Below are 12,882 nucleotides of genomic sequence, written 5' to 3' on the forward strand. Positions count from 1 at the left end.
CCTATTTGGGCCTGAACTTGCTGTACGCTTCACTTGTCGCGATGATGACGTGCTCGGCGCAGGCGTTGACGCGATGGGGATCGGCTTCACGCTCGTAGGCTTCCGACGTCATCATGTCGAGAAAGGCCGCGACGGACGGGTAATAGACCAGCGCGACGAAGTCCCACTGGTTACCCTGATGCGGGCCGAGCGCGACCGCCTTCGCTTCACCGGTCCAAAGCAGAGTGCCGCCGCGCGCCCTGATCATCGGCACCGTGATCGCGCTGTAGCGCAGATACGCGTCCCATCCGGACCCATCGCCGTCGCGCGAGCGCGCGTGGAAGCGCATCAGGTTCAGCATCACCACCGGCGCATTCGGTTCGAGCTTCTCCAGGCCCTCGATGTTCAACATATTAACCGCCAACGGCACCTCCTCAGCTCATGCGCGCATTGTAGCATTGCGGCCCTGTGACTTGTGTCATCTCGGCGATCCGGCGCAAGCTTGCATGCAACGCCCATGACGATCGCTTCGCCCGCAACACCGACCGCCAGTCCGGCCAGCCGGCTCAACAACCAGCCTTATCTGCTGCTCAGTCTGAGCTCGCTGTTCTGGGCCGGCAACATCGTGCTCGCCCGCCATGTCGGCGCGCATGTGCCGCCGCTGACGATGACCACGATCCGCTGGTTCGGCGTGTTCCTGATCCTGTTGCCGTTCGCCTGGCCGCATCTGAAGCGCGACTGGCCTGCCTTGCGCAAGAGCCTGCCCTTGATGCTGTTCCTGTCGCTGGTCGGCTTTGCCTTCAACAATGCGATCTCGTACTGGGCGATGCAATACACAGAGGCGCTGAACGCGCTGCTGATCCAATCGGCAGGGCCGCTGTTCGTGGCACTGTGGTCGCTGGTGCTGTTCGGCGTGCGGCTGACCGGAGCGCAGCTCGGCGGCATCGCGATCTCGCTGGCCGGCGTGCTGATCATCATCCTGCGCGGCGACCTCGCCGCGCTCGCGAGCATCAGCTTCAACAGGGGCGACATCATGTTCGCCTCCTCGCTGGTGGCGTTCGGCCTCTACTCCGCCTTCATCCCGCGGCGGCCGAAGATCCATCAGCTCTCCTTCCTGGCCTTCACCACCTGCTGCGGCGCGACCATGCTGCTTCCCACCGCGATCTGGGAGGCGGCGAGCGGCCGCGTGCTGCACTTCGACGGGATGACGCTGGCGACGCTGGGCTACATCCTGATCTTTCCCTCCACCCTCGCCTACCTCTTCTTCAATCGCGGCGTGGCGCTGATCGGCCCGAACCGCGCCTCGCCGTTCTTCCATCTCGTGCCGGTGTTCGGCTCGGCGATGGCGATCCTGCTGCTGGGCGAAAAGCTCCAGCCGTTCCACCTGATCGGCTATGCGCTGGTGCTCGCCGGCGTCGTGCTCGCATCGCGCCAGGGCTCGGCGGCGAAGTAATTCCGTGTGACGGACGGGCGCGTGCGATCTCGTGTCCGGACAAGATGCAGCGCCTAAGCGCTGCATCGCGGAGCCGGGATCCAGTGTGCCGCGAATGTGGGCCCCGGATCGGCAGCGCATCACGCCGCGAAAGCGGCGCGCTGCAGTGCGCCCGGGGCACGCAACTCCCGTCTTCCGATTTCAGCAAACAGACGCTAGTTTCCCGCCAACGAAAAAGAGGGAACGACCACATATGCTTTCAGGGCTGATTCGAAACCTGCGCACCATCGGCGCGGCCGCACTTTGCCTCGCCGCAGCTTCCACGGCTCAGGCCGACACTTATCCCAGCCGCAACATCACGCTGGTCTTGCCGTTCGCGGCCGGCAGCGGCACCGACACCACGACGCGCCTGATCTCGCAGCATCTGTCGCAGGCGCTCGGCGTCGGCATCGTCATCGAGAACAAGGCGGGTGCCAACGGCATGCTCGCCGCGACCTACGTCGCGAAAGCCGCCCCCGACGGATACACGCTGCTGGTGACGACCAACACCACGCATTCGGCCAACCCCTATCTGCTCAAGAGTCTCACTTACGATCCGGTCAAGGATTTTACCCCGATCGCCCGTACCGGCGATCTGCCCTTTATGCTGGTCATCAATCCGGAAGTGCCGGCCAAGTCCGTCGCCGAGCTCATCGCTTATGGCAAGGCCAATCCCGGGAAGCTGAGCTACGCCTCGGGCTCGTCGTCGGCGATCGTGTCGGGTGCGACCTTCGCGCACAATGCCGGGCTCGACCTCTTGCACGTGCCCTACAAGAGCTCGCCGCCGGCGCTCAACGACGTCATTGGCGGCCGCGTCTCGATGATGTTCGTGGAATCCTGACCGGCCTGCCCCATGTCAACGGCAACGCCCTGCGCGCGCTCGCCGTCACCACCAAGGAGCGCTCGCCGCTGGTGCCACACCTGCCCTCGATGCAGGAGGCGGGCGTGCCGGATTTCGACATCTCGTCCTGGCAGGGCTATTTCGGCCCCGCCGGCATGCCGAAGGAGATCGTGACGCGGCTCAACACCGAGATCCGCAAGATCGTCGAGAAGCCGGAAATCAAGGCGCAGCTCGCCACACTCGGCATGGACGCCTTCTCCGGCACGCCGGAGGAGCTCGGCACCTTCGTCAATGAGCAGCTCGTGCTGTGGGAGAAGCTGATCACCAACGCGAAGATCGAAAAGCAGTAGGATCAGTCCCCGTGTTCCGGACAAGATGCAGCGCGTCCGCGATGCATCGCAGAGCCGGGACCCCGACCGCCGCATGCCCCCGGCTCAGCAGCGCATCGCTGAAGGAGCGCTGCGCTGCGTCCGGAGCACGAGACCTCCGCATTCTCCGTCATGGCCGGGCTTGTCCCGGGCAGACGGCGGAGCAGATCGAAGCGTCGGTGCACGCGCGAAAACTACGCCGCGCGCACCTTGGCGAGGAAGTTGTCGACGGCGGTGCGCAGCGCGCCGGATTGGTTGTCCAGTTCGCGGGCATTGGAGAGCACGTCGGTGGCGGCACTGCCGGTCGCTTCCGCGGCCGAGGTGACACTGCCAATATGGGCGTTGATTTCGCTCGAACCGGCCGCGACCGACTGGATGTTGCGCGCGATCTCGCGGGTCGCCTCGCCCTGCTGCTCGATCGATGCGGAAATGCCGGCCGTGATCTCGCTCATCTCGGCGATCGTCTGGGTGATGCCGGAGATGGCCGCGACCGCGTCGCTGGTCGAGGTCTGCATCGCAGCGACCTGGGCGGAAATCTCCTCGGTCGCCTTCGCGGTCTGATTGGCGAGCGCCTTGACCTCGGAGGCGACCACGGCGAAGCCGCGGCCGGACTCGCCGGCTCGGGCGGCCTCGATGGTAGCGTTGAGCGCGAGCAGGTTGGTCTGCGCCGCGATCGAGTGGATCAGCTTGACGACCTCGCCGATCTTCTCGGCGCCGGAGGAGAGCACCTGAACGGTGGCGTTGGTACGCTCGGCGTCATTGACGGCACGGCTCGCCACTTCGGTCGAGCGCGTGACCTGGCGGGAGATTTCCGCAACCGAGCTCGACAGCTCTTCGGCGGCCGCCGCGACCGTCCCGACATTGCCGGAAGCCTTTTGCGAGGCAGCGGCGACCGTTGCCGCACGCGAGGAGGCATCGCTGGCAGTGGCCGTCATCGATTGCGCCGTCGTCTGCATGCCCGCCGCGGCCGAGGAGACCGAGCGGACGATGCCGTTGACGCTGCGTTCGAAGTCGTTGGCGATGTCCTCCATCGCGCTGCGACGTTCCGCCGCGGCGCGCTCCTTGGCATCGGCTTCGGCTCGCTCGATCTCGCGGATGCGGACTGCATTGTCCTTGAAGATCTGTACGGTCGAAGCCATCTCACCGACCTCATCGCCGCGACCGACACCGGGGATGTCGCCTTCGAGCTTGCCGTCGGCGAGATCCTTCATGCGCATGCCGAGCAGCGCCAGCGGACGGCTGATGCTGCATCCGATCATCCAGGCGACGCTGCCGGCAACGATGACGATGCCGAGCATGGCAAGGCCGAGCAGCCAGTAGGCCGGCCCCATCTTCTCGTCGATGTCATCGAGATAGGCACCCGTGCCCAGATACATGTCGAAGCCGGGGATGGCGACCGCGTAACCGAGCTTGCGGATCGGCTTTGGCTGTCCGGGTTTCACATACTCATAGAAGAGCAGGAGTTCGCCGTTGGCCTTGACGCCGTCCATGATCTCGCGGGACAGCTTGCGGCCATTCGTCTCCACGTCCATGCGGTTCTGGCCGATCTGCTTCGGATCCGGCGCGAGCTGCGTGATGCCGTCATAGGTGGTGCCGAACAGATAGCCGGACCCCTTGTCGTAAGTCATCGCGTTGCCGTAGCGGCGCAGGTCCGCGAGCGCGGCGTCCTTGGTCATCTCGCCGGCATTGACCCGCTTCATCAGCGTCGCGGCGTAGTTGCGGGCCAGCTCGACGATTGCCTTGGTCTGGTCGACGCGCGCATTCACCATTTCGCGCTTCATCAGATAGCCGGCGAGAACACCGGAGGCGCAAAGGCCGAACAAGGTGACGCCGACAAGAATGCCCAGCTTGGGGGCGATCTTCAGATTGCTCAACTTCACAGGTTAGCTCCGGCAAAAGTGGGACACGGGCACGCGACCAGATCGATCATAATCGAATCAATTTTTAGTGGCCGAGCCCTTAGCAAGTTACTTACGTGCCTCCGTAGAAGCCCGGACCGCGCGCGGAAAATCGGAAATATACCTCGCTCACGACAACCGCGAATTGTACGCACCGGCCGCGATTTCGCGTAAAAGACGCAAAGGCCCGCCACGAAGGCGGGTCACAACAAGAAACCAAATCGGGAGCAGGACATGCCGAAATACAGGGTGGTGACGCCGAAGGGTGCGAGCTTCACCGTTGCGGGCAGCGATTATTCCTATGAGCGCGAGGCGCTCGATCCGATCGATGCCGAGATCGTCGAGGCGCCGGCCGACGAGGCCGGGTTCATCGCCGCCGCCAAGAATGCCGACGCCATCTATGCCAAGGGCATCCCGATCACCAAATCGATCATCGACGCGCTGGAGAGCTGCAAGGTCATCACGCTCGGCTCGGTCGGTGTCGACAGTGTCGACGTCAAGGCCGCCACCGCCCGCGGAATTCCCGTCACCAACATCCCCGACACCTTCATCGAGGAGGTCGCCGACCACGCCATGATGCTGCTGCTCGCGGGCTTCCGCCGCCTGGTCGAGCAGGACCGCATGGTGCGCGACGGCCGCTGGGCCGAGGGCCGGCCGGCACTGCTCAAGATCCCGCGGCTGATGGGCCAGACGCTCGGCTTCATCTCGTTCGGCCGCGTGGCGCGGGCGGTTGCGAAACGCGCCGCGCCGTTCGGCCTGCGCATGATGGCCTATGATCCCTTCATCCAGGAAACGCTGATGTACGACCACGGCGTGATGCCGGCGACGCTGAACGAGGTGCTGTCGCAATCCGACTTCGTCTCGATGCACGCGCCGGCGAGGCCCGAGGTGCATCACATGCTGACCGAAAAGCACTTCCGGCAGATGAAGAAGGGCTCGATCTTCATCAACACCGGGCGCGGTGCCACCGTGGACGAGGAGAGCCTGATCAAGGCGCTGCAAGAGGGCTGGATCGCGCATGCCGCCCTCGACGTGCTGGAGAAGGAGCCCCCCTCGCACAACAATCCCCTGCTCGGCATGGAGAACGTGACGCTGACAGCCCACGTCGCCTCGGCCTCGGCACGGTTTGACGAAGCGCGCAAGCGCCGGGTGGGCTACGAATTGTCACTGGTGCTTCAGGGCATGTGGCCGGTAAGCTGCGTCAATCCGTCGGTGCTGCAGAACACCGCACTCCGCCGCTGGCAGCCCGTCAGCATGGACCGCGGACCGAACAGCTAGACGGGCCGGCGTAAAACGCGCCGACGACCGAAACGGCCCTTCACCGGCGATCAACGCCGGGAAGGGAACATCATAGGGAGGTTACTGATGAGGAACGACATCACACGTCGTGATGCCTTGGCGCTGGGCCTGTCCGCTGCAACGCTCGCGGCCACCGGTGCTGCAGCGCAAACACCACCATCAACGATCAAGGCCGCCGACGTTCCGGCGCCCAAGCTGCCGATCGAGAAGGGCGCATCCTTACGCATGCTGCGGCCCGTACGTTTCGTCCAGGCGGATGAGGATGTATTCCGCGCGAATGCAGCGAAGTTCACCAAGGAGACCGGCGTTGAGGTGAAGGTCGACTTCGTCGGCTGGGAAGACATCAACCAGCAGACCGCGGTGACCGCCAATTCCGGCGCCGGTCCTGACATCATCATCGGCTTCTCCGATGCGCCGCACATCTATATCGACAAGCTGATCGAGCTGACCGACATCGCGGACTATGTCGGCAAGAAGTATGGCGGCTGGCTGCCGCTGGCGCAACGCTACGGCAAGAAGAACAAGAGCGAGACCTGGATCGGGCTGCCGTTCGGCGCCACCGCGGGGCCCCTGATCTACCGCAAGTCGGTCCTGCAATCGGTCGGCTTCGACAAGGTGCCGGAAGACCATGCCGGAATCGTCGACCTGTGCCAAAAGCTGCACAAGGCCGGCAAGCCGGCCGGTTTCGCGCTCGGCAACGCCAAGGGTGACGGCAACGGTTTTGCGAACTGGGCGCTGTGGTCACACAATGCCGCCCTGCTCGACGAAGAGGGCAACCTCACCATCAACAGCAAGGAGACCATCGCCGCGCTGAACTGGGTCAAGCAGTTGTACCCGACCTTCATCGCCGGCACGACGTCGTGGAACGACGTCAGCAACAACCGCGCCTACTCCTCGCAGGAGATTTCCCTGACCGCCAACGGCGTGTCGCTGTACTTCTCATTGAAGAACGATCCTGCCACCAAGGCGATCGCCGAGGATAGCGAACATCAGCTGCTGCCGAAGGGCCTGGCCAAGGTCTCGCCGATGGCGGGCCTGACCCTGAACGCGATGGTGTTCAAGCACAGCCAGTACCCCAACGCCGCCAAGGCCTTCCTGCAATACATGCTGGAAAAGGACCAGTACGAGCCGTGGCTCAATGCCAATTCCGGCTACTGGGCCCAGCCGCTCGCGGCCTATGCCGAGGCCGCCGTTTGGTCGCAGGATCCCAAAGTGAAGCTGTTCAAGGACACGATGAACAGCACCTATTACGACGGCTACAAGGGCCCGATCTCGACGGCGACGGGGGCGGTCAGCGCAGACTACGTGCTGATTCAGATGTTCTCGTCGGTCGCGACCGGCGCGGCCACGCCAGAGGCCGCGGCCGCGGAAGCCGAGCAGCGCTGCAAGCGGTACTTCCGGCGGCAAAACCGTTAGGCAGCTGAGCGATCGTCATTGCGAGCGAAGCGAAGCAATCCGGAGCGCGTCCGCGGAGACAGTCTGGATTGCTTCGACGCTTCGCTCCTCGCAATGGCGGTGGGATGACGTTCAACGACAGGACAAAAAGCTGATGTCCGTGACCACCCTCCCCTCTCCCGCGCTGGCCCAGCGGCAACCGAACTGGCTGGTGCGATTGTTCGACTACAAGCCGTTCCTGATCATGATGTGTCTGGCACCTGCGATCGGGCTGCTTACGGTCTTCCTCACCTATCCACTCGGCCTCGGTATCTGGCTCGCCTTCACCGACACCACGATCGGCCAGCGTGGCAGCTACGTCGGACTCGAGAACTTCCAGTATCTGCTCACCGATTCCCTGTGGTGGAACGCGGTGTTCTACAGCGTGGTCTACACGGCCATCGCGACGTTCGGGAAATTCGCACTCGGCTTCTGGCTCGCGCTGCTGCTCAACAACCATTTTCCGTTCAAGAGCGTGCTGCGCGCGATCATCCTGCTGCCGTGGATCGTGCCGACCGTGCTGTCGGCGCTGGCGTTCTGGTGGATCTACGATCCGCAATTCTCGATCATCTCCTACCTGCTGGTCGACGTGCTGCATTGGCGCAGCGACAACATCGACTTCCTCGGCTCGCCCTGGCCGGCGCGCTTCTCGCTGATCGCCGCCAATATCTGGCGCGGCATTCCCTTCGTCGCGATCTCGCTGCTGGCGGGGCTGCAGACCATCTCGCCCTCGCTCTACGAGGCTGCGATGCTCGACGGCGCCAGCGCCTGGCAGCGATTCCGCTACATCACCTTTCCGATGATGATGCCGATCCTCGCCATCGTCATGACTTTCTCGATCATCTTCACATTCACCGACTTCCAGCTGGTCTACGCCATCACCCGTGGCGGGCCCGGCAACTCGACTCATCTGCTGGCGACGCTGGCGTTCCAGCGCGGCATCGCCGGCGGCGAGCTCGGTGAAGGTGCCGCGATCGCGGTGTCGATGATCCCGTTCCTGGTGTTCGCGACGCTGTTCTCCTATTTCGGCCTGGCCCGCCGCAAGTGGCAGCAGGGAGAGAGCAATGACTGATACTGTCGCGCAAGCCGCTGTCGCCGACGCGAAGGCAGCGCCCGACACGATGGCCTGGGATTCCGGGCTGCGGCGGCTGATGATGATCTATCTGCCGCTCGGCTGCTTCGTGCTGATCCTGCTGTTCCCGTTCTACTGGATGGCGATCACCTCGTTCAAGCCGAACGCGGAGTTGATGAATTACAAGGAGCACAATCCGTTCTGGATTTCCTCGCCGACGCTGGCGCACATCAAGCACCTGCTGTTCAACACCGCTTATCCGCATTGGCTGTGGACGACGATGCTGGTCGCGATCGGGGCGACCACGCTGTCGCTGATCGCGAGCACGCTGGCGGCCTACGCCATCGAACGCCTGCGTTTCCGCGGCAGTCCTTATGTCGGCCTCGGCATCTATCTCGCCTATCTCGTGCCGCCGTCGATCCTGTTCATTCCGCTCGCCACCGTGGTGGTGCAGTTCGGCCTGTTCGATTCGCCGCTGGCCCTGATCCTGGTCTATCCGACCTTCCTGGTGCCGTTCTGCACCTGGCTCCTGATCGGCTATTTCAAGTCGATCCCTTATGAGCTCGAGGAGTGTGCGCTGGTGGACGGCGCGACGCGGCTGCAGATCCTGCGCCGGATTACGCTGCCGCTTGCGGTGCCCGGGCTGATCTCGGCCGGCATCTTCTCCTTCACGCTGTCCTGGAACGAGTTCATCTACGCACTCGCCTTCATCCAGAGCGGCGCCAACAAGACCGTACCGGTCGCGATCCTGACCGAGCTCGTCACCGGCGACGTCTACCAATGGGGCGCGCTGATGGCGGGATCACTGCTCGGCTCGCTGCCGGTTGCGATCTTCTACTCGTTGTTCGTGGACTATTACGTGTCCTCGCTGACCGGCGCGGTGAAGGAGTAGCCTCGCTCTCTCGCCCTGCCTCTCCCCGTTGTTGCGGGGAGAGGCGAAGAGGGCTGCGGCCTTTGGCCCGGCTTCACAATACTGCAACATGCGATCCGCATAAGGCGTGCGTCCGCCAACAGGAGACGCACATGCGCGCGACTTTTCTCAGCTCCGTCGCAACGATCATTCTCACCGTAAGCACCGCGCTCGCGCAGAGCGAGGGCGAATTCCCGGCCAAGCTCGCCGGCCACGTGGTGATGCCGGCCGCCACCTTCATCGATGCTCCGGCCGATGCCCCCACCGATCTCAAGACCTCCGGCAAATACACCACTGGCAAGCGGGTCGACGCGCTTGGCACTGTCATGGGCAAGTCCTATGAGCGACCGACCGGCGTGTCGTTGCCGTTCAAGGGCCAGCCACTCCAGGGCCATTCCGGCATCAAGACCATGCCCGACGGCAGCTTCTGGGTCATCACCGATAACGGTATGGGTGCGCGCGCCAACTCGCCGGATTCGATGCTGTACCTCAACCGCCACAAGATGGATTGGGCGAACGGCAAGATCGAGCGGCTGGAGACCATCTTCCTGCATGATCCCGACAAGAAGGTGCCGTTCCGCATCGTCCATGAGGACACCGAGAAGCGCTATCTCACCGGCTCCGATTTCGACACCGAGGGTTTCCAGATCATCGGCGACACTTTCTGGATCGGCGACGAGTTCGGCCCCTACGTCCTGAAGGCCGATAAATCGGGCAAGATCCTCGCGGTTTTCGAGACCCTCGCCGACGGCAAGCCGGTGCGCTCGCCGGACAACTGGGCCGTCGCGACGCCCGGCGCACCCGGCGCAACCTACACCAACGTCAATCTCCGCCGCTCCAAGGGTTTTGAGGGCTTCGCCTCGTCGAAGGACGGCAAGTTCATCTACGGCTTGCTCGAAGGACCGCTGTGGGATGCGGAGAAGAAGGACTGGGAGAAGGTCGACGGCAAGGAAGCCTCGCGGATCCTCGAATTCGACGTCGCCGCGGAGAAATTCACCGGCCGCTACTGGCAGTACGTGTTCGAGCAGAACGGCAACGCCATCGGCGACTTCAACATGATCGATCAGGCCTCCGGCCTCGTCATCGAGCGCGACAACGGCGAAGGCACCGCCGACAAGGCGTGCCCGCAGGGTACGCGCGGCGAGAATTGCTTCCCGGATCTTGCCAAGTTCAAGCGCATCTACAAGATCGAGCTCACCGACGCCAATGTCGGCAAGCCCGTGCGCAAGATCGGCTATATCGACCTGATGAAGATCAGGGATCCCGACAAGAAGGCGAAGAAGCCGCTCAACGACGGCGTCTACACCTTCCCGTTCTTCACCATCGAGAACGTCGATCGCGTCGACGACACGCATATCATTGTCGGCAACGACAATAACCTGCCGTTCTCCTCCAGCCGCGATCCCAACAAGGCCGACGACAACGAGTTCGTGCTGCTCGAGGTCGCGGATTTCCTGAAGGCGAAGTAAAGCTCTCTCCCTCTTCCCGCTTGCGGGGAGAGGGTTGCAAATGACAGAGATGCTCATCCTCCGCCATTGTAGCGCAGCGAAGCAATCCAGAATTTTTCCACGGAGACAGTCTGGATTTGCTTCGCTGCGCTCGCAATGACGAGGATAGAACTTCGGTCCTCGATGAGGTAGCGGAGACGGCCCGGGCACGGTCTCTCCCGTAGACGGGGCTTGCGGGGGAGCGTTGGGAGAGGGTGTCTCCAAAACGGGACAATCCCCTAAAGCGCGATGAGATTTGGATGAATCGTCATCGCGCTTTAGCTTGTTGTTTACGCATGATCTTTCCGGAAAACCGCTTCGCACTTTTCCGGATGATGCTTTAGAGGAGTGAGCCCTCACCCCAGCCCGCAAGCGGGAGAGGGAGCGCACTTCGTTCGCGGCTGGCAATCTACCCCGCCGGCACGATCACCATGCTCTTGTCCTTCGGCCAGCGGACGCGCCAGGCGAAGTTGATGTCCCTGATCTCGCCGGGCTTGGCGTCGAACGACCATTCCAGCACGCCGCGCTTGTCGCGGATGTTGGTTGCGGTCGGCTGCGTGCTCGAGGGCAGCATCTCGACCATGATGTCCTCGTTCTCGCTGACCGGCAACTGGTCTTCGATCGCGATCTTGATCGGGAAGTCGTGACCGTTGCGGATCGTGGTCTTGAACGCGCGCTCGTCGGTCTTCGACGTCGTCACGAGCAAGCCGGCCGAGCCCTCGTTGCGCTTGAGCACCGTGCGCTCGATTCTCACCTTGTCGTCGGCGCCGAAGCCGAGCCGCACGATGTCGTCCTTGGCGGACGCCGTGATCTTGCCACGGCCGACGAAGACGCCGTCGCGATAGATCGCGACCTTGCCGGGCAGAAGCGTCGTGTCGTCCGTCTGCTTGAAGCTGGCTTCGAGGAAGGCGGTGGGATCGATCACCGGCGCCGCGCGCACGGCGAGATCGGCGGGCACATTCACCGAAGCGATACGCAAGCTCTTGGCGCCCTCGGCAGCGCCGAGGCTGACGCGGCCGGGAATTTTGAAGGTGGCCTGGAAGTCGCCGATCTCGGCGACGGCCTGCTGCTCGTCGGCGCGCTCGCGCGGCTCGGCCGCTTCTGCGATCTTGGCCATGGCCGGTGATTGCGCCTGACGCGTCATCGGTGCAGGCCGCGCCAGATCCGAGGCCGTGCCGAGCGCCAGCGGCTTCGGCACTTGCGGATATTGCGCCACCAGCGAGCTCAGCTCCGGCGCGCTGCCGCCGCGGCCGAGACGCACGGTGGAGACGCCGAGCGTCACGTTCGACCAGTCCTCGCCGGTCGACTGCGTGACCTCGGCGCGACGGACGAGTTCGAGTTGCGGCTTGCGATCCCTAGCGCCGGTGTCGAGCCGGGCATCGTAGAGCGGCACCCAGCGCGCGTTGCGCACGGTGTAGGTCACGCGCAGCGTCGCCTTGGTCGCGGCGGCCGATGCCACGTCGATCCGCACCTCCAGCATGCTGGGCGGCTTGGCCGAGCGCTCGGCTTCCAATTCGGCGATCTGGCGATCGATCTCGCGCTGTTTTCGCGTGGCATCGCGAATTGCGGTGTCCGCGGTCGCGATCTCCTCGGCAACCGCCGCAAAGGCCGCGCGCCATTCGGTAATCGGGCGCGCCTCGCCCTTCTCGCCGAGGCCGGCCGGCGAGGCTTCGGCAAAGTGCTGCGCAAACTTGCGCCGCGCGTTGGCCGAGTCGATCGCACCCTGCAGGTCGGCCCGTTGATCCCTCAGTGCTTCGATGCGCTTGTCCAGCCCGGAGAGGTTCGCGGGCGGTGCGGCCTTCGGCGGCCGCGCATCGATCGCGCCGATGGTGAGCTTGGCGCCCGCCTCGCCCTCAACGCGGAGGGAAGACGGATCGAGCGAGAGCGGAAAGTCCTTGGCGACCAGCGTCGAATCACCGGAGGCGAGGTCCAACGAAATGACACGGGTGACGGTGGCGCCGTCCGGATAGACGGTGACCGTCTCGATCGTCGACGTGGCGTCCACGTTGGCCGCCCATGACGGCGACGCAATGGCCGTGGTCACCAGGACCAGGCCCGTGGTTGCCAAGTCTCTTGCGGTGATGCGCATGAAGTCCCTCCTGCCTATCGCCGCGCCGCCAGCC

The 12,882-nt window shown here is 64.0% G+C and carries 9 protein-coding genes and 1 pseudogene; 7 read left to right on the top strand and 3 right to left on the bottom strand.

The window, feature by feature from the left end:
• Window position 1: 1 nt before the first annotated feature.
• The gene (locus tag P6U27_RS32815; protein ID WP_174221651.1) at window positions 2-391 is read right to left on the bottom strand and encodes a DUF1330 domain-containing protein; all 390 of its coding nucleotides are present in this window, start codon (window positions 389-391) and stop codon (window positions 2-4) included.
• A 105-nt stretch (window positions 392-496) separates the two neighbouring features.
• Here P6U27_RS32815 and P6U27_RS32820 point away from each other — a divergent pair, with 105 nt between their 5' ends.
• Together P6U27_RS32820 and P6U27_RS32825 are read left to right on the top strand one after the other, a co-directional pair.
• Window positions 497-1,432, top strand: a complete 936-nt coding sequence (locus P6U27_RS32820) for a DMT family transporter (RefSeq protein ID WP_162500443.1) — start codon at window positions 497-499, stop codon at window positions 1,430-1,432.
• A gap of 232 nt (window positions 1,433-1,664) precedes the next feature.
• Window positions 1,665-2,641: pseudogene (locus P6U27_RS32825) on the top strand (Bug family tripartite tricarboxylate transporter substrate binding protein).
• A 212-nt stretch (window positions 2,642-2,853) separates the two neighbouring features.
• On the opposite strand, the gene P6U27_RS32830 reads toward P6U27_RS32825, so the two are convergent.
• Entirely contained in the window at window positions 2,854-4,539 is a 1,686-nt protein-coding gene (locus P6U27_RS32830; protein ID WP_407193363.1) for a methyl-accepting chemotaxis protein, read from the bottom strand.
• 252 nt (window positions 4,540-4,791) lie between these two features.
• Between P6U27_RS32830 and P6U27_RS32835 the strand changes: the two genes are divergently transcribed.
• From P6U27_RS32835 to P6U27_RS32855, 5 genes are all read left to right on the top strand, one after another.
• Window positions 4,792-5,835 (top strand): C-terminal binding protein, encoded by a 1,044-nt coding sequence (locus P6U27_RS32835; protein WP_122405573.1) that lies wholly within the window; start codon window positions 4,792-4,794, stop codon window positions 5,833-5,835.
• Window positions 5,836-5,922: 87 nt separating this feature from the next.
• The gene (locus P6U27_RS32840; protein WP_129144625.1) at window positions 5,923-7,272 is read left to right on the top strand and encodes an ABC transporter substrate-binding protein; all 1,350 of its coding nucleotides are present in this window, start codon (window positions 5,923-5,925) and stop codon (window positions 7,270-7,272) included.
• 133 nt (window positions 7,273-7,405) lie between these two features.
• Entirely contained in the window at window positions 7,406-8,362 is a 957-nt protein-coding gene (locus P6U27_RS32845; protein WP_122405575.1) for a carbohydrate ABC transporter permease, read from the top strand.
• Window positions 8,355-9,254: a carbohydrate ABC transporter permease gene (locus P6U27_RS32850; RefSeq protein ID WP_129144624.1), complete on the top strand. Its 900-nt coding sequence runs from the start codon at window positions 8,355-8,357 to the stop codon at window positions 9,252-9,254. Before P6U27_RS32845 ends, P6U27_RS32850 begins: the two co-directional genes overlap by 8 nt.
• A 131-nt stretch (window positions 9,255-9,385) precedes the next feature.
• Window positions 9,386-10,741 (top strand): esterase-like activity of phytase family protein, encoded by a 1,356-nt coding sequence (locus P6U27_RS32855; RefSeq protein ID WP_129144623.1) that lies wholly within the window; start codon window positions 9,386-9,388, stop codon window positions 10,739-10,741.
• Between the two features lie 427 nt (window positions 10,742-11,168).
• On the opposite strand, the gene P6U27_RS32860 is transcribed toward P6U27_RS32855, so the two are convergent.
• Window positions 11,169-12,848, bottom strand: coding sequence for a mucoidy inhibitor MuiA family protein (locus P6U27_RS32860; RefSeq protein WP_407193364.1), 1,680 nt, complete (start codon window positions 12,846-12,848; stop codon window positions 11,169-11,171).
• Window positions 12,849-12,882: the final 34 nt, after the last annotated feature.

Origin of the sequence: Bradyrhizobium sp. STM 3566 (assembly GCF_045571445.1) — a bacterium.
Taxonomy (GTDB): Bacteria; Pseudomonadota; Alphaproteobacteria; order Rhizobiales; family Xanthobacteraceae; genus Bradyrhizobium; species Bradyrhizobium vignae.